17 protein-coding genes are annotated in these 16,962 nt (G+C 47.4%); 5 read left to right on the forward strand and 12 right to left on the reverse strand.

The genetic code is table 11. From position 1 onward, the window contains the following. The 7 genes from ACR0P9_RS01330 to ACR0P9_RS01360 form a co-directional block, all read right to left on the reverse strand. The coding region (locus ACR0P9_RS01330; RefSeq protein WP_432617048.1) for a PfkB family carbohydrate kinase at nucleotides 1-311 on the reverse strand (311 nt) is incomplete at its 3' end. Then, nucleotides 311-952 carry a bifunctional 4-hydroxy-2-oxoglutarate aldolase/2-dehydro-3-deoxy-phosphogluconate aldolase gene (gene eda / locus ACR0P9_RS01335; RefSeq protein WP_432617049.1) on the reverse strand — a complete coding sequence of 214 codons (642 nt, stop codon included), beginning with the start codon at nucleotides 950-952 and terminating at the stop codon, nucleotides 311-313. The genes eda and ACR0P9_RS01330, both read right to left, overlap by 1 nt. A gap of 126 nt (nucleotides 953-1,078) precedes the next feature. Then, nucleotides 1,079-2,494: a glucuronate isomerase gene (gene uxaC, locus ACR0P9_RS01340; protein WP_432617050.1), complete on the reverse strand. Its 1,416-nt coding sequence runs from the start codon at nucleotides 2,492-2,494 to the stop codon at nucleotides 1,079-1,081. Between the two features lie 21 nt (nucleotides 2,495-2,515). Next, the gene (locus ACR0P9_RS01345) at nucleotides 2,516-3,823 is read right to left on the reverse strand and encodes a TRAP transporter large permease (RefSeq protein WP_432617051.1); all 1,308 of its coding nucleotides are present in this window, start codon (nucleotides 3,821-3,823) and stop codon (nucleotides 2,516-2,518) included. Nucleotides 3,824-3,846: 23 nt separating this feature from the next. Further along, nucleotides 3,847-4,350, reverse strand: coding sequence for a TRAP transporter small permease (locus ACR0P9_RS01350; RefSeq protein ID WP_432617052.1), 504 nt, complete (start codon nucleotides 4,348-4,350; stop codon nucleotides 3,847-3,849). Continuing rightward, nucleotides 4,351-5,388 (reverse strand): TRAP transporter substrate-binding protein, encoded by a 1,038-nt coding sequence (locus ACR0P9_RS01355; protein ID WP_432617053.1) that lies wholly within the window; start codon nucleotides 5,386-5,388, stop codon nucleotides 4,351-4,353. A gap of 35 nt (nucleotides 5,389-5,423) precedes the next feature. Beyond that, nucleotides 5,424-6,425, reverse strand: coding sequence for a LacI family DNA-binding transcriptional regulator (locus ACR0P9_RS01360; protein WP_432617054.1), 1,002 nt, complete (start codon nucleotides 6,423-6,425; stop codon nucleotides 5,424-5,426). Between the two features lie 357 nt (nucleotides 6,426-6,782). Between ACR0P9_RS01360 and ACR0P9_RS01365 the strand changes: the two genes are divergently transcribed. Both ACR0P9_RS01365 and ACR0P9_RS01370 read left to right on the forward strand, forming a co-directional pair. Beyond that, entirely contained in the window at nucleotides 6,783-8,264 is a 1,482-nt protein-coding gene (locus ACR0P9_RS01365; RefSeq protein WP_432617055.1) for a UxaA family hydrolase, read from the forward strand. Nucleotides 8,265-8,296: 32 nt separating this feature from the next. Beyond that, the gene (locus tag ACR0P9_RS01370) at nucleotides 8,297-9,796 is read left to right on the forward strand and encodes a tagaturonate reductase (RefSeq protein ID WP_432617056.1); all 1,500 of its coding nucleotides are present in this window, start codon (nucleotides 8,297-8,299) and stop codon (nucleotides 9,794-9,796) included. A 245-nt stretch (nucleotides 9,797-10,041) separates the two neighbouring features. Here ACR0P9_RS01370 and ACR0P9_RS01375 read toward each other — a convergent pair whose 3' ends face one another. The 4 genes from ACR0P9_RS01375 to ACR0P9_RS01390 are packed head-to-tail and all read right to left on the reverse strand — an operon-like array spanning nucleotide 10,042 to nucleotide 13,608. Then, a complete protein-coding gene (locus tag ACR0P9_RS01375; protein ID WP_432617057.1) occupies nucleotides 10,042-10,758 on the reverse strand; it encodes a hypothetical protein in 717 nt (238 codons plus the stop codon). Next, nucleotides 10,755-11,519 carry a hypothetical protein gene (locus tag ACR0P9_RS01380; protein ID WP_432617058.1) on the reverse strand — a complete coding sequence of 255 codons (765 nt, stop codon included), beginning with the start codon at nucleotides 11,517-11,519 and terminating at the stop codon, nucleotides 10,755-10,757. Before ACR0P9_RS01380 ends, ACR0P9_RS01375 begins: the two co-directional genes overlap by 4 nt. A 16-nt stretch (nucleotides 11,520-11,535) precedes the next feature. Further along, the gene (locus tag ACR0P9_RS01385) at nucleotides 11,536-12,729 is read right to left on the reverse strand and encodes a hypothetical protein (RefSeq protein ID WP_432617059.1); all 1,194 of its coding nucleotides are present in this window, start codon (nucleotides 12,727-12,729) and stop codon (nucleotides 11,536-11,538) included. 21 nt (nucleotides 12,730-12,750) lie between these two features. Then, complete coding sequence (locus ACR0P9_RS01390; RefSeq protein WP_432617060.1) at nucleotides 12,751-13,608, reverse strand: YARHG domain-containing protein; 858 nt, start codon at nucleotides 13,606-13,608, stop codon at nucleotides 12,751-12,753. A gap of 748 nt (nucleotides 13,609-14,356) precedes the next feature. On the opposite strand from ACR0P9_RS01390, the gene ACR0P9_RS01395 reads away from it, so the two are divergent. Then, a complete protein-coding gene (locus tag ACR0P9_RS01395; protein WP_432617061.1) occupies nucleotides 14,357-14,521 on the forward strand; it encodes a hypothetical protein in 165 nt (54 codons plus the stop codon). 116 nt (nucleotides 14,522-14,637) lie between these two features. Continuing rightward, a complete protein-coding gene (gene rlmD, locus ACR0P9_RS01400) occupies nucleotides 14,638-15,987 on the forward strand; it encodes a 23S rRNA (uracil(1939)-C(5))-methyltransferase RlmD (RefSeq protein WP_432617062.1) in 1,350 nt (449 codons plus the stop codon). A gap of 58 nt (nucleotides 15,988-16,045) precedes the next feature. Here the strand turns inward: rlmD and ACR0P9_RS01405 are convergent, their stop codons facing one another. Further along, complete coding sequence (locus tag ACR0P9_RS01405) at nucleotides 16,046-16,351, reverse strand: helix-turn-helix domain-containing protein (RefSeq protein ID WP_432617063.1); 306 nt, start codon at nucleotides 16,349-16,351, stop codon at nucleotides 16,046-16,048. Between the two features lie 117 nt (nucleotides 16,352-16,468). Here ACR0P9_RS01405 and ACR0P9_RS01410 point away from each other — a divergent pair, with 117 nt between their 5' ends. Next, nucleotides 16,469-16,924, forward strand: a complete 456-nt coding sequence (locus ACR0P9_RS01410; RefSeq protein WP_432617064.1) for a hypothetical protein — start codon at nucleotides 16,469-16,471, stop codon at nucleotides 16,922-16,924. The last annotated feature ends 38 nt before the right edge of the window (nucleotides 16,925-16,962 follow it).

The raw sequence follows: 16,962 nt of genomic DNA on the forward strand, positions 1-16,962 counted from the left end.
TAAATGCAGACAGAACCACGCTGAGAAGCACCCTTCTCCAGGAAGTAGATGCCGACACGGTCGCCGCCGCGAACAATCTTAGACGTGTCTACGCCAAAGTAACGCAGGCTGTTTACTGCTGCCTGACCAATTGCGTGCTTCGGCAGCTTGGTGACAAAGGATACGTCCATGCCGTAGTTTGCCAGGGATACAGCGACATTTGCTTCGCCGCCGCCAAAAGTTGCCTGCATCTGATCATTCTGGAAAAAACGATAATATCCATTCGGAGCAAGGCGAAGCATCAGTTCGCCGAAAGTTACTACCTTAGCCATTATGCACGTGCCTCCTTTACAATTTCACGGGACTGCTTGCACAGATCAATGATTTCGTCCCACTTCTGGTTGTCGATCAGGTTTGCGGATACCATATAAGAGCCGCCACATGCTGCGATGATCGGGCTGCTCAGGTACTCCTTCAGGTTCTTCAGGGAAACACCGCCGGTCGGCATAACCTTGAACATCGGGAACGGAGCGCTCATTGCCTTGATCTTTGCCAGACCGCCGGACTGCTCTGCCGGGAAGAACTTCAGAACTTCCAGACCGTACTTCAGTGCGGTGTGGTAATCGGTCGGAGTGGTGCATCCCGGATAAATGGCGATGTTCTTCTCCTGTGCGTACTTCACCAGATCCTCGTCCATGCCCGGTGTTACGATGAACTGTGCGCCTGCTGCCATAGCCTCATCGATCTGTGCGGTCGTTGTTACCGTGCCTGCACCAACGATCATATCCGGACAGGTTTCCTTCATGGTCTTGATAGCAAGCGGTGCGCCTGCTGCGCGGAAGGTAACTTCTGCTACCGGTACACCGCCCTCACACAGAGCCTTTGCCAGCGGAGCTGCGTCACGCTCCGGATTGTTCAGCTTGATAACCGGTACAACGCCGATTTCGGAAATTGCCTGATTCATTGCGTTCATTTGATTGAATCCTCCCTAATTATTTTCTATCATGATGAATTTTCATTATACTCCTAAGCATAAACGACTGCTTCATTCCACCCAGACCGTCCCACTCACGGCCTGGGTGGTTTGGTTTTGTCGTTCTTACTTGGTCTCTAACGGAAATCCAAAGTAGTTTACAGCATTGTTATACGAAATGCCCTTGACGATGGTTCCCAGCTTGTTCATGTCCTTCGGATACTCGCCGTTTTCTACCCAGCTGCCCAGCAGCTCGCACAGAATGCGGCGGAAATACTCATGTCTCGGATAGGACAGGAAGCTTCTGGAGTCAGTCAGCATACCAATGAAGTTGCCCAACAGACCCAGATTTGCCAGAGAAGTCATCTGCTTCATCATGCCGGTCTTGTTGTCATTGAACCACCAAGCACTGCCCTGCTGGATCTTGCCAACAGCATCCGAATTCTGGAAGCAGCCCAGAATGGTACCAATTGCTTCGTCATCGTTCGGGTTCAGGCTGTAAATAATGGTCTTCGGCAGCTTGCCGGTCTCATTCAGTGCATTCAAGAAGTCTGCAGTCTGGCTGGACGGTGCATAGTTATTGATGCAGTCGTAACCGGTATCCGGACCCAGCTTGTTGTACATGCCGGTGTTGTTGTCGCGCTTGCAGCCGTAATGCAGCTGCATTGCCCAACCAAGACGTGCATATTCTGCACCGACTGCCAGCATAAATGCAGTCTTAAACTTCAGCTCGTCCTCGCGGGTGATGGTCTCGCCTGCCAGACGCTTAGCAAAGATTGCTTCGATCTCTTCCTCGCTTGCCGGAACATACATAACGTACTCCAGCGCATGGTCAGATGCACGGCAGCCCATGGAATCAAAGAATGCCATACGCTTGTTGAGTGCTTCCTTCAGGTCAGCAAAAGAAGTAATCTTCATCTCAGCAGCTTCGCCCAGCGTTGCCAGATATTCCAGATATTCCGGCTTCTCCAGGTTCATTGCCTTGTCCGGACGCCATGCCGGCAGTACCTGCACATCAAAGCTGTCGTCTGCTGCGATAACCTTATGCCACTTGAGGTCATCTGCCGGATCATCCGTCGTACAAATCAGGGTGACACCGGACTGACGAATCAGGTTGCGCACGCTCATCTCCGGCTGCTTCAACTTCTCATTGCACAGATTCCAAACTTCTTCTGCGGTATCTGCGCCGAGTACGCCGTGATAGCCAAAGTAACGCTGCAATTCCAGATGGCTCCAATGGAACAGTGGGTTGCCGATTGCCTTGTCCAGGGTCTCTGCCCACTTCTGGAACTTTTCGCGGTCGGATGCACCGCCGGTGATGTAGTATTCGTCTACACCATTCGAGCGCATCTGGCGCCACTTGTAGTGGTCACCACCCAGCCAAACCTGGGTGATGTTTTCAAACTGTCTGTTCTCCGCGATTTCCTGCGGATTGATATGGCAGTGATAGTCCAAAATCGGAGTCTTTTCTGCATAAGTATGAAACAGTTCCTGTGCCGTATCGGTGCTCAGCAGAAACTCAGAATCCATAAATGCTTTCATTGTCTGTCATCGTCCTTTCTATTATACGTAACCCATCAGGCTCGGCAGCCACAGAGACAGCTGCGGGATGTAGGTAACAAGCAGAAGTACAATAAAGATTGCTGCGAAGTAAACCAGTAGCTGACGGATAACCGTCTCAATCTTTACGCCGCCAACCTTAACACCGACGAACAGTGTCGTGCCAACCGGCGGAGTAATGGTGCCAATGCAAAGGTTGAAGATCATCATGATACCGAAGTGGATCATGTTCATGCCCAGTGCCTCACAGATCGGCAGGAAGATCGGGGTGAAGATCAGAACTGCCGGTGTCATATCCATGAAGGTACCAACAACCAACAGGATGATGTTGATGAGCAGCAGGATGACAATCTTGCTGTCGCTGATTGCCAGCATACCAGCGGAAACAACTTCCGGAATGTTTGTGAACGCCATAACCCAAGACATGATGCCGGATACACCGATCAGGAAGATGATAATACCGGTCATTTCTGCACTTTCGATGAAGATCTTCGGCAGATCCTTGAGCTTAATCGACTTATAAAATACCAGAGAGAGAACCAAGCTGTATACAACGGCAACAACAGAGCCTTCTGTTGCGGTGAAGATACCAGCGATGATACCGCCGATTACGATGATAATCAGCAGCAGGCACGGAAGCGCCTGAAGGAAGATCTTGAGTGCTTCGCCAGCGGTATACTTGGTGGTGCTGCGGTAGCCGCGCTTCTTTGCCATGAAGTATACAACTGCCATACAAGCGAGACCCCACAGGATGCCCGGAATATAGCCTGCCATGAACAGTGCTGCAACCGATGCGCCGCCGGATACCAGAGAGAACGTAATCATAACGTTGCTCGGCGGAATCAGCAGACCGGTCGGAGCGGTTGCTACGTTTACTGCCGCGGAGAAGCTCGGGTCATAGCCCTCTTCCTTCTCGATCGGGCCAATGATAGAGCCCATTGCGGATGCTGCGGCGGTACCGGAACCGGAAATTGCGCCGAACAGCATGTTAGCCAGAATATTGGTCTGTGCCAAAGCACCCGGCGTGCGGCCGGTGATAACCTTAGCGAGGTTGATAATACGAATGGCGATACCGCCCTTATTCATAATGTTGCCTGCCAAAATGAAGAATGGAATCGCAAGCAAGCTAAAGACGGAAATACCCGAAAAGATTCGCTGTGCACCGGTCAAAACTGCAACATCAAAGTCCATGATAGGCAGAATGGCACATACGGAGGAAACGCCAAGTGCAACGGCAATCGGTACGCCGGCAATCAGCATGATAATCAGCGTGATTAAAATAATCAGGCCGCATAAAATAGCAGTACTCATTGTTTATTTCTCCTTTCTATGTGTCACTCTTCTACTTCGCAGTCTTCCTGCTTGGTACCGTGCCACAGGTCAATGATATTCAGAATACCATAGACGAAAATCAGGACGCCGGAGATCGGCAGAATGGCATATACAATGCCCATCGGGATACCCAGAGATGCAGTGCTCTGCGTCATAGTCAGCTTCATGATGGATACGCCGCCGAAAATCATGATGCAGCCCACCATTGCCATGACAAGCAGCTCAATGACGATTTCCAGAATCTTCTTCGGTGTTCCCTGAATCTTATCTGCGAGGAAGCCCATACGCATGTGGTCGCGCTTGCCGAATACATAAGCAGCAGCAAGCAGTGCCATCCACGTAAAGCTGTAAGTCAGCAGTTCTTCCGAAACCGTACTCGGGCTGTTGAAGAAGTATCGGGTTACGATCTGATAGGTACCAACGCATACCATGAAGGCAAAAACGATGCCGCACGCATAGCTCAGGACAGTATCAATGCCCTTCCGAATTGATGTAAGTGCTTTCATTTAGTTGTCACCTTTCCCCTCATACTTCGCGTTGAACGTCTGGATATGCTCATACAGATCCTTGATGTCCGGATTCTCTTCCAGCATTTCCTTCTGTACGTCCTTGACAGCTTCCTTGAACGGCTGTACATCGACATCAACAAAGGTAACGCCCATGTCTTCCTGTGCAATCTTCTTTGCTTCTTCTACCTGCTTGCTCCACTCTTCACGCTCTACCTCGGTAGACAGAGCAGCAGCTTCCTTGAACACCTTCATCTCGTCATCGGACAGCTCGTTCAGGAACTTCAGGTTGCCAACCAGTACGTCCGGAACCATCTGGTGACGGTTGTAGGAGTAGTACTTGGCTACTTCGCCGTGCTTGTTGTTGGTCAGAGCCAGCTCGTTGTTCTCTGCGCCATCGATAACGCCCTGCTGAATCGCAGTGTATACTTCGCCGAAGCTCATCGGAGAAGCAGCTGCGCCGAATGCATTTGCCATCTTGATGCTTGCCGGGCTCTCCTGTACACGGATCTTCAGACCCTTCAGGTCTTCCGGCTTCTCAATCTTCTTCTTTGCATAGAAGCTACGAGAACCAACATCGTACCAAGTCAGAACGCGGAAACCAGCTTCGTCGGTAGACTCATATACCTTATCCATATAGTCGGTATCCATCATAGCTGCATGATACGCTTCCTCAGAAGTGAACAGGTACGGCATACTGAATACTTCGTATATATCAGCAAAATTTTCCAGATTCGGTGTGCCAACCAGGGTAAAGTCAATCGCACCGGTCTGTGTCAGCTCGATTGCCTTTTTCTGAGAACCGAGCAGTTCGTTCGGATAAATCTGAACCTCATATTTGTCTCCGAGGTTCTCTTCTACATATTCCTTAAATTTCAGAAGTCCCAGATGCTCCGGGTGAGTTTCTGACTGAGAATGTGCAATTCTAATAATTTTCTTTCCATTTCCCACGGAGCTACAGCCTGTGAGTGCAAGACAGCTGACGCTGAACATGCACAGGCACAGCACGAGGGCAATCCATTTTTTCATACGTTTCATCTGATGGATTTCTCCTTCCCATCTTCGCAAAAGCTTTAGAAATCCGTAGTCTCCCGCCGGATTAAAAATCCATTTGCATATACTTTGCTGCGAATCTCTCGATTCTTCAGCCGAAGCATCATTGAATCAATGATGATCTTGCAAAGGCGGTCGCCACGGCTGTCAACAGTTGACAATTCTGGGTCACAGCAGACAGACAGCTCGGAATTGTTGTATCCAATGATGCTGATGTCGCGCGGTACAGACAAATTGCGCTTTTTCGCGTACTTGAGTGCACCAACCGCCAGACCGTCTTCTGTCGCGAAGACTGCGTCAAACATCAAATCATTTCTGGAGAGAAGCAGATCCCGTGCTTTGTCAATCTTGTTCTCTACGTAAACGCACATAGAGTCTTTGACTGATAAGCCGGCATCTTTCAGCGCCTGCTTATATCCACGCAGCTTCTGGGTGGCACTGTACGAATGCGAATCACTCAAAAACAGGACTTCCTCCCGTCCCGACTGAAGCAATTCAGTGACTGCCATATATGCTGCCTGAAAATCATTGCACAGTGCACAATAGATGTTCTCTCCTTGGATGCAGCCATTCATCATAAAGACTGGAACTTGCTTTGCTGCTTCCCGAATGTACTCTACCTTCTCGGAATTCTCATCATCCTCTGCATAGCTGGAACCGATGAGCACCAATGCGTCAATTCTCTTCTGTAAAATCGAATGGACGGCGACATGACGCTCTTCGATGTCGTAACCGCTGCAATATAGGATACAATTATAACCATGCTCCTTGAGATTCTGCTCTAAATAGGCAACCGCTCTCGCCATGTATGCGTCCGCAATATCAGGACACATCAGTCCGACTGTCTTCATAGAATTGAGACCTAAGCCTCGCGCGAATACATTCGGTGTGTAATCATTTTCCTCCATCACCTTGCGTACACGCTGTTTGGTCTTCTCACTGACCATAGGGCTGTCGTTGACAACTCTTGATACAGTAGCGATTGAAACGCCTGCGAGTTCTGCGATGTCATAAATATTCATTGTCAAAACCTCCGGAAATCGTTATGTAAGCTCTTACAACATAAGTTTACATGGTTTTTACGGATATGGCAATGCACGTTTTCGCTAATAACATCCTCCATTTTTTGTATGTATTTTACAAAAAGCCTATTCAAAAAGGAAAATTTTCAAAAATGGGTTGACATTTTTTGGCGGTAGGCGTATCTTGAATGTAAGCTCTTACAAAACCGGAATTCGCAACGAAACAACCCACATTTTGAAGAAACCGCAACTTTTGTAAAACATAATATATCTATAATATATTTCTTATATATTACGTCGTTATATCCGCATTTTACTATTTTGTAGTTTTTTCAGCAAAGAGGAGAGACACTCATCTTGAAAACGTATTTAAAGATCCATCCGGATGACCTCGTTGCCGTCGCACTGGCTCCGCTTTCTGCCGGAACCGTTGTTGAGATCCAAGATCAGACCGTAACATTAAAAGAGGACATCCCTCAGGGACACAAATTCGCACTAGTCGATATCCGTGCCGGAAAGCCAGTGATCAAGTATGGCTCTCCAATCGGAGTTGCAAAAGAAGACATCCCATGCGGTGCATGGGTGCACACGCACAACATTAAGACAGGTCTGGGAGACCTCCTGACGTATACCTACGAACCCAACGGTATGCCGGTGACACCGACGAATGAACTGTATTTTCAGGGCTATCGCCGTGAAAACGGCAAAGTGGGCGTACGAAATGAAATCTGGATTATCCCGACGGTTGGCTGTGTAAATAATGTTGCCGGTGCCATCGAGCGCCGCGCACAGGCACTCAAGACCGACCACATCGACAGCATCGCCGCTTTCCCGCATCCGTATGGCTGCTCGCAGATGGGCGACGATCAGGAGAACACCAGAAAGATTCTCGCAGACCTGATTCAGCATCCGAACGCTGGCGGCGTTCTCGTCTTAGGACTCGGCTGTGAAAACAGCAATATCGACGTACTCAAGCCGTACATCGGTGATTACGATGAAAAGCGCGTCAAGTTCCTCGTCTGTCAGGAATCCGAAGACGAAATTGAAGATGCACTCAAGCTCATCGAAGAGCTGGTACAGTATGCAGACGGCTTTACCCGTGAACCAGTCAGCTGCAGCGAGCTGGTCATCGGCATGAAGTGCGGCGGCTCGGACGGTCTGTCCGGCATCACTGCCAACCCGACTGTCGGCGGCTTTTCCGATCTGCTCATCTCCAAGGGCGGTACAACCATCCTGACCGAAGTACCGGAAATGTTCGGTGCTGAGACCATTTTGATGAATCGCTGTGAAAACGAGAAGATCTTCTCCGAAACCGTCGATCTCATCAATGACTTTAAGAATTATTTCAAGCGACACGATCAGACCATTTATGAAAATCCGTCTCCTGGCAACAAAAAGGGCGGCATCTCTACTTTGGAAGATAAGTCTCTTGGCTGCACACAGAAGTCCGGCAGTGCCCCGGTTGTCGACGTTCTGTCCTATGGTGAGCGCGTAACGACCCACGGTCTCAATCTGCTCAGTGCACCGGGAAATGATTTGGTCGCTTCGACTGCACTTGCTGCTGCTGGCGCACACATCGTCCTGTTCACAACAGGCCGCGGCACACCGTTTGCCTCCCCTGTTCCGACGATGAAGATTTCCAGCAACTCCGCACTGGCATCCAAGAAAAACAATTGGATTGACTTCAACTGCGGCGTGCTGACAGAAGATACAACATTAGAGCAGCTCAGTGCACAATTGTTTGACTATGTAATGGAAGTTGCTTCCGGCAGCCCGGTAAAATCCGAGCAGGCTGGATTCCATGACATGGCAATCTTTAAGCAGGGCGTCACCCTGTAAGAACGAAACATACAGAAAGAGAGGATATTATCATGAAGCATCTGTCTTATCAGACATTAAAAGAATCCGGCTACGATGGATATGTGCTGGAAAATGCACCGGAACGCATTCTGCAGTTCGGTGAAGGCAATTTCATGCGTGCATTTGTTGATTACTTCATCGACATGATGAATGAGCACGCAGGCTTCAACTCCAAGGTTGTTCTGGTACAGCCGATCGCTACCCCGCCGGGAGCATTCGACCTGGCAAAGGTTATCAACGATCAGGACGGTCTGTACACGCTGTACCTTCGCGGTTTTGAAAACGGTGAGAAGGTCAACCAGAAGCGCGTGATTTCTTGTGTTAGCCGCTGCCTGAATAGCTATGCAGATTACGAAGCTGTCATGGCATGTGCCGACAATCCGGAGCTGCGTTTCATCACCTGCAACACCACAGAGGCTGGTATCGCATATGATGAGTCCTGCCAGTTCACCGAGACTCCGCCGTCTACCTATCCGGCAAAGCTGACCCAGTTCCTGTACCGCCGTTTCCAGAAGTTCGGCACCCAGCCGGGCAAGGGCTTCATCATTCTCGCTTGCGAGCTGATTGATGACAACGGCAAGGAGCTTGAGAAGTGCGTGATGCGCTATGCTCGTCAGTGGAACCTGGGTGAGGACTTCATCCAGTGGATCGAGAAGGAAAATACCTTCTGCTCTACGCTGGTAGACCGCATTGTAACCGGTTATCCGCGCGCAGAGGCTGACAAAATCAACGAAGAGAACGGCTATGTCGATCAGGTACTGGACACCGGCGAAATCTTTGGCTTCTGGGTCATCGAGGGTCCGCAGTCCATTCATGACGAGATTCCGTTTGCAAAGGCTGGTCTGCCGGTTCTGATTACCGAAAACCACAAGCCGTACAAGCAGCGCAAGGTTCGCATTCTGAACGGCGCACACACCTCTATGGTACTCGGCGCATATCTCGCAGGTCAGGATATTGTCCGCGACTGTATGCATGACGATGTCATCTGTGGCTTTATGAACAAGACCATCTATGACGAAATCATCCCGACGCTGACTCTGCCGGAGGATGAACTGAAGGACTTTGCTCATTCTGTTACCGAGCGCTTCAAGAACCCGTTCATCGATCATGCTCTGCTGGCAATCTCGCTGAACTCTACTTCTAAGTGGAAGGCTCGCGTTATGCCGTCCTTCCTCGGTTATGTAAAGAACACCGGCACCCTGCCGAAGTGCATCACCGCTTCGTTTGCCTTCTATATTGCTTTCTATCATGGCACTCGCCTGGAAAATGAAGGTCTGATCGGCAAGCGTGAAGGCAACGAATACACCATCAAGGACGATCCGAGCATTCTGGCATTCTATGCAGAGCACAAGGATGACGACAATGCAACACTGGCACACGCTGTCATGACCAACACCGATTTCTGGGGTCAGGACCTGACAGAAGTTCCGGGCTTCGAGCAGGCAGTCGTTGCTTATCTTGATGAGATCGATGCAAAGGGAACCTACGAAGTGATGAAGGAACTGCTGTAATCGCAGAATCCTCTGACAATCACATAACCTCACAATTTCACTTAATTTTACCTATACCTACCTTATTTTTTTAACTCTCCTTATTGCATTCCTCGTGCGGCCGACATCCTTTCTCCGGCCGCACGGGGAACACACATCACACATAGTAATTTTTAAATTCGCTAACATCCATATCTAATTCTCTATTCCAAAAGCCCGCAGCCAGTTCTCCTTTGGCTGCGGGCTTTGTCATGTATTGATACTTTTTATTCCAGCAAATCGGCATTCCATTCTGTCTGAATGCGCTGATACAAACTGTTCCAATTTTGAGACTCTCGAATGTTGGAAATCTTTATTTTGTCCTGCTTGTCAGTCAGTTTCCATGCACGAAATACCTTGGGCGGTTTGAGATACAGCGCTGTTTCCTTTATCCGGCGTGCAGAAATCGGCAATATTTTAGTATATTCTCTGTGTGCATAGGGATAATAGACAATTCCTGTCGTTTCATAACGCGCTGGATCGATGCCGCAGAAGGCAACGCTATGCGGTTCCAGCGTTTCTGCATTTTCTTTTACACAGGCAGCAAGCGCCTGCATCAGCTCGCACTCCGTCTGCTCTGCCCTGTGCAAAAGCCGCTCAGTTTCTTCTCCGTGCAAATCCCATGTAAATGGCTTTTCTGAAGAAAAATACGTGATATAATCCGAAGATTGAAAAATGTTGAGCAGAACAGCTGTCCATTCCGGCAGATAATACCATACGCTTCGTTCCGCAGCTTCAAACGCCATGCCGAGCAGGCGATGATGCTTGATGCGCGCTAAGATATTTTTCTTTTTCAGACACAAGAAAAATATATCGTCTTCTCCTCCATGGCAATCTGCTCTCGTGAGCAACTCGCGCAGGGCTGCACATTCCTTTGCTTGCATCCAAGTATTTTCCGTGTCCATGCCAAAGGCAAACAAACTGCCTGTGATATAGTTTGTCATTTTGCTTCCCTCCAGCCCTGTTCGTTCATGTACTCTCGCAGCGTCTGTGCTGCCTGCTGCATTTTTTTAACCGGATAGCCGCTTTGCGTCATGGCAATGCATTCGCTGCGCACCATGCTCTGTTTGTCATGCTTACAATCAATGGCTTCCATCCAAGCCTGTTTATCTGTTTTTTCTATATGACAAATGATTTTATACTCCTGCTGTCTCTGTGCGGGATTCCAAATCTCCCGCCCGTGATAGGTCAAAGGCTGTTCCAGATGAATGCCATCCTGTTCAATAGTGAAAGAACGTATCGTATCTGATTTCCCAGTCATATCGCGCAAAGAGATCTTTCCCGGCAAAGACTTCGGCACGGAATCCAGCAGCGATTGTACCGCCTGTTCCGGTGTCAGCATCGCCACGGTTTCCTCCTGTATTACTTGAGTATACCAGCTATCGGTTTTGTTCCACAGCCCAGCCGCCAAAGCAACAACCGTCTGCCAATCTCGGCGAATATCGGTGCAAGAGCCATACAAGCCTTCTGCGCACCGAATTTCTCTGCCATATTGATCCTGTTTTCCCGTCAATAAAATACGAAACATCAGGACATCTTTTGCCGTTACAACAACATAAACTGTGTCGTTTATCTTTCCGTTTTGTGCTTCCAGACGCTTTTGCCGAAAGCATTGCATGGCCTGCTCCGACATCTGCGGAAGCGGCGCAATATTGCGGTAATCGGAAAATTTTGTTCGACTATTGAACACCGTATACCATTTCATAACTCCGCTTCCTTTCTCATCGGTGAAACCATGATTTGACCTTAGATGTGAAATCTCGTACCGTATTCATAATCTCATCCTGACTGTACGATTCCCCTGTCTCCTCATCGGTATCTGTCCGTTCAAAAAATGTATTCGATCGTTCATGCAAAATATAGCTGCCGTTCGGCGCATTGAGTAAATGTTCCAAATGATTCTGCAAATACTGTGCGGTCTCCCGATACAGCCTCCATTTGTCTTCCTGTTCTTTGCGGCTGATCTTATTTACCGCGGCGCGCTGTTCTCGGTTCAGCTGTTCTGTGTTGTAGGTCTCCGCACTGTCATCGATTTTATTCGTTGCACGATACTGCAGTTCAGACATCAGGCCATACAAAAACGCCAAATCAAATCCATACGGCTGCATTCCACAGTTTGGATCCAATGTGGATTCGTATCTGCCAAAATCCTCTCGCCGTGTATATGAATTTCCATTGCCGCAAGCGGATGTCGGTACAATAGCGAACGGCCAATTGTTCTGCTCACATACGCGAACAATCGGGCTGAATACCGTCGCAGCACGCGCCATCAAACCACAAAAATCATCTGCCGCCAATTCTTCCGGAATCAGATTGGAATCACACTTGGTCAGCATGAGAATCACCGTGCGCTGTCTGCGCGTAAACTCGCTGTCTTTTGTTTCTACATAGGCCATAAAAATATCATCAATGTCTCGTGCAAGAGCCTCTTGAATCTTGTCCAACGAGCCATTGGGACCTGTTTGCTCGGATAAAATATTGGCATCCGCCAACAGCATCAAAACGTCCGAACTCAGAATCGTATTCATGAGATTTTCCGCGTTCATTTTGCGCTCATAATCGACATCATCCCGCATACCGCTCGCAATGGTTTGTACAATGCCGCCCGCGTAGTCGCGAATCGGTACGTTCAAAATCGGCCATGTCGGCAAGCCCTGCCGATACCCAACACATACGGCAAGCGGCAGCTCCCACACACCTTCTGTACCGGAACAAGTAAATTGGTCTCTGGTCTCCGGCGCATAATTGCGGATAAAATGCGTATTTTGCAGCTTTTCCTGTGGTGTATCACCAGTTGCTGTTAAATAGATCTTATGGTCAGATTTTTCTCGCTCCATCATGTAAAAGAGCGATTTACACGCATGGGTTTTTCCTGTACCGGAAAGACCCAGCATGGTAAACATAATACTACTCATATATTTAACCCCTTTGTGTTGTTAGTCTCTGTGCTGCACGAGAAAATTGACATTATATCGTTCTACTGCAGAGAAATTTGCCTGCGCCTCTGCCATGGTCGACACGCTCGGATGATACCAGCTCTTTTGCGAAAAATATTCCTGTATTGAAGGATTCGAGGCAAAATCATAGCCATTTTTCGCATAAATTTCATTGATTGCCAATTGAATGGTTTCTTTATCCATGCCTGCAATGTCTTCTTCGGTCAGTTCGCGAGCACCCGATGCAGGCAATACATATCGTTTACTGCCCAGCTGCAAGTCGGAAAGCTGTGGAAACAAACTCTTCGCATAGTTCTGCACGCCCGGCAAGCCATCAGAAACATCATATATCCAGAGAGAATCTGTATCACCGCTGTTCTGACTCCACATGCTGATGCGCGGCACCGCCTGCAATCCTATCGTCAGAGCAATTGACGCCAATACGCACAGCAGCTTGAGCCGATTGCACCGACTTTTCTGTTTGCGCAGCGGCACATCATATGTTGTCACAATGAGGTCTCCGCTGACAAGATTGCGATAAGTTCTCACTTTTTTCTCTCGATCATCGCGCACCAGCATGACATTCTCTGTGTCATCCAAGATTTCTTGCGGAAACGCTTTTGGCGCAAGGGCGAATCGTTCCCACAGAATATCCTTGCGTTTCCAGCTTCCAACATATCGATACGCTGTATACAATGCAACAGCCAGCAAGAGGATAAACACCCATGAGCCATACGCCTGTATCAACCGCCGCGACCATCGGAGATTGAATCCAATATTTAGGCATCCCGCAAAAGCAATGACTGCAAAGACAAGCGATGTGCAAATGCGGCGAATATGATCCAACAATTTTTTCATATATGTTGACCCCACAGAATATCTCGTTCTCCTTTCGACTTCTTTATTACCCAAGAATTGTCATTCTCATTGTATCATGGCACTATACGGTTGTCTATGGTTGTAATTTTGAAAAAAACGTGAACTTTCTGTCACCAAATCGTAATTTCACCGCGTTTTTCAGCTTTCTTGTGTATATTTTTTAAAATGTATATCTATTTATATCATTGTGTGCTATAATAAGCAAATATCCCAGTATCTTTACAGAAAGGAGCGCAAGTTTATGAAAGAGCGACAACGATTTTTTAGCCGCATCAATCGTATTTTTCTCATGCTTTGCGGGCCGCTCAGCATCGCGCTTGCTGTATATTATTTGTTCACCGTCAATGTAACACATTGTTTATTATCTCTTTTGACGCTGATTTGGCTGCTTATTCCGTATGGCATTCAGCACATTCATCCCTTTCGTCCGGGACAGTTTATGCTGTTTTCCTATTATCTTTTTATCTTGAGCAGCTACATCTTTGGACAGGTTTTATCACTGAATATCCGATTTTCCATATATGACGCAATAGTTCATGGATACGGCGGATTGTTTTTCTGCTTATTGGCAGCCAGCATTTTCTGTTTTCACACGAAAATACGCCCCGGTACAGGGAATTATTTTTTCAGTCTGACATTTTGCCTCTGTTTTTCCCTTGCTGTCTTTACACTTTTGGAGCTGATGCAAATCTTTTACTGCGTACACATGATACATATGCAGTATACTTTGCAAACTTCATTATTTCATATCTTTTCCTGGCTGCTCGGCATCGTATTGTTTGTCGTGCTGACAGCACTCAATCGCTTCAAGCACATGCATACGTATCTGTTATACATGTATGAAGATTTCTGTGTGCTCAACATCAAATCCTCTGTAGAGATTGTCCCATAATATTTTGAACAGTCGGCATATTTGCCGGCTGTTCTTTTTTGTTCGGAGCAATGACAAACGATTGGATTCATGATATAATAATATGAAGAATTATTCCTACTAGCAGGAGGAACTCCATGGAAAAGAATAAAATCTATCGAGCAGAAATCATTGCCTATGCAGGTGATGGCTCTTCGATTGCTCGCATTCATGATATGGTTGTTTTTGTGCCCGGCGGCGCAGTGGGCGACCAATGCGATATTCGCATCGTAAAAATTGCAAAGAATTACGCGTTCGGACGCATCGAACGCATTTTTATCAAGTCAAAACATCGGGTAGAGCCGGAATGTCCTCATGCATCCAAATGCGGCGGATGCTGCTATTGGCACATCTCTTACGATGAAGAGCTGCGCGCAAAATCCAAAAAAGTACAGGATGCGATGCAGCGCATCGGCGGCATGGCAATGGAGCCGGAAGCTGTCTGCGGTTCGGATTCCATCTATCATTATCGCAACAAGGCACAATATCCTGTCGGCATAAAGGACGATACGATTATCACCGGTTTTTATCGTGCCCGCAGTCATGATATTATTCCCATGGAGCATTGTTTGATTCAGACGGAACTGGCAGACAATTTAGCAAAATGTGTGCGCGATTGGATGACAGAATATCATATTGCACCGTACAACGAAAATACACACAATGGGTTAATTCGACATGTGTATGTACGTTCCGGCTTTGCTACCGGACAGGTTCTGCTGTGTATCGTGACCAAATCCGCCAAACTCCCCGCTGTTGGTGAACTGATTCAAGCCGCTCGTCAGGCAGTTCCCGGCCTGTGCGGCATTGTGCTGAACATCAACAAAAAGACCGGCAATGCTATTTTGGGCGACCGCTACATTACGCTGTGGGGCAATGACACATTGGAAGATGTGCTGTGCGGCAATCGCTTTCAGCTCTCCCCTGCTGCGTTCTATCAGGTCAACCGCGCACAGGCAGAAAAGCTCTACGAAGCAGCTTTACAATATGCAGAGCTTGACCAGACAAAAACAGCTTTGGATCTTTATTGCGGTGCAGGTACTATCACGCTTGCTTTGGCACACAGTGCTAAGGAAGTTATTGGCGCAGAAATCGTCCCGCAGGCAGTAGAAAACGCCAAGCAGAATGCTAAACTCAATTACATTACCAACGCACGATTTATTTGTGCTGATGCCGGTCAGGCGGCTACACATCTTGCTGAAGAAGGCACTCGACCGGATGTCATTGTGGTTGACCCGCCGCGTAAAGGTATGGATCAGGCAACCATTGATGCCATCGGTGTTATGGCTCCGGAGCGCGTTGTGTATGTCTCCTGCGATCCCGCCACCCTCGCCCGCGACGTCAAACTGCTCGGCGAACAGGGATATACGCTGAAAAAATATAAAGTGTTTGATTTGTTCCCAAGAACGTTTCATGTGGAGACGGTTGCACTTTTGGTGCGGAAATAAGTCAAAAAAGCTCTATACCACAGATTGTATCTGATGATATAGGGCTTTTTCTGTCCCATTATATTTTTTCAATTAATGATAATACAGCTTCTTGCTGTTCCGTATTCAATCTCGCCCAATAGGTTAACAACTTCTTCTGTGTCTCTGTCAAAGAAACTAGTGTATCTTCTTCTGCAAACAGCTGAGAGAGCGTAATGCCAAATGCAGTACAGATTTTTTCTAAAGAAGGAACTGTTGGTATCATATTTTTGCGATACCAGGAGGAAATGGTGGACTGCGGTAAACCAGATTGCTCCGCAAGCTGATACTCTGTCCAGCCGCGTTGCTCTCTGTATTTTGTTATTGCAGACAGAATATCTTTCACTCACTTCACCTCTCACTTGTATTCTTCGTAAATTATACTTTGATATTCCGTTGCATTTTAATGATTTTTATCGTATAATTTTAACGATATTTACAAGTATATTATGGGGTGATACATATGGCTCCAAAACGTTGTTTTTTCATCGGACATCGCGATGCAACATCTGCAATTCTTCCAGGGCTGCGACAAGCAGTCGAAACACACATTTCAAAATATGGTGTAACAGAATTCATTGTAGGGAATCATGGCATGTTCGATCATCTTGCCGCTTCTGCTGTAATCGCCGCTAAAAAAGATCATCCGAATATTATGCTTTCTCTTTTATCACCATATCATCCCGCAGAATCTACTTTGAAAAAGCCAGATGGATTTGACGAAATATTTTATCCAGATGGCATGGAAAATGTTCCTCACAGATATGCTATTGTGAAGGCGAATAGATATGCCATTCGTTACGTTGATTATTTAATTGCATTTATTTGTCATACAGCAAGTAACTCACAAAAGGTCGTAGAATATGCCCAGAGTAGAGAGAAACGAGGATTAATCACTGTAACAATTTTAAAAATATAGTCTTCCCCTATGTCTTATTTTTCGGTATAATAAAAGCA

It is taken from the genome of Butyricicoccus sp. (assembly GCF_050872565.1).
Lineage (GTDB): Bacteria > Bacillota > Clostridia > Oscillospirales > Butyricicoccaceae > Butyricicoccus_A.

Excerpts from the sequence above, each read along its gene's own strand:
- uxaC (WP_432617050.1), bottom strand. The coding sequence starts at position 2,494 with ATGAAAGCATTTATGGATTCTGAGTTTCTGCTGAGCACCGATACGGCA.
- ACR0P9_RS01385 (WP_432617059.1), bottom strand. The coding sequence starts at position 12,729 with ATGAGTAGTATTATGTTTACCATGCTGGGTCTTTCCGGTACAGGAAAA.
- ACR0P9_RS01355 (WP_432617053.1), bottom strand. The coding sequence starts at position 5,388 with ATGAAACGTATGAAAAAATGGATTGCCCTCGTGCTGTGCCTGTGCATG.
- ACR0P9_RS01350 (WP_432617052.1), bottom strand. The coding sequence starts at position 4,350 with ATGAAAGCACTTACATCAATTCGGAAGGGCATTGATACTGTCCTGAGC.
- eda (WP_432617049.1), bottom strand. The coding sequence starts at position 952 with ATGAACGCAATGAATCAGGCAATTTCCGAAATCGGCGTTGTACCGGTT.
- ACR0P9_RS01345 (WP_432617051.1), bottom strand. The coding sequence starts at position 3,823 with ATGAGTACTGCTATTTTATGCGGCCTGATTATTTTAATCACGCTGATT.
- ACR0P9_RS01410 (WP_432617064.1), top strand. The coding sequence starts at position 16,469 with ATGGCTCCAAAACGTTGTTTTTTCATCGGACATCGCGATGCAACATCT.
- ACR0P9_RS01370 (WP_432617056.1), top strand. The coding sequence starts at position 8,297 with ATGAAGCATCTGTCTTATCAGACATTAAAAGAATCCGGCTACGATGGA.
- ACR0P9_RS01360 (WP_432617054.1), bottom strand. The coding sequence starts at position 6,425 with ATGAATATTTATGACATCGCAGAACTCGCAGGCGTTTCAATCGCTACT.
- rlmD (WP_432617062.1), top strand. The coding sequence starts at position 14,638 with ATGGAAAAGAATAAAATCTATCGAGCAGAAATCATTGCCTATGCAGGT.
- ACR0P9_RS01390 (WP_432617060.1), bottom strand. The coding sequence starts at position 13,608 with ATGAAAAAATTGTTGGATCATATTCGCCGCATTTGCACATCGCTTGTC.
- ACR0P9_RS01380 (WP_432617058.1), bottom strand. The coding sequence starts at position 11,519 with ATGAAATGGTATACGGTGTTCAATAGTCGAACAAAATTTTCCGATTAC.
- ACR0P9_RS01375 (WP_432617057.1), bottom strand. The coding sequence starts at position 10,758 with ATGACAAACTATATCACAGGCAGTTTGTTTGCCTTTGGCATGGACACG.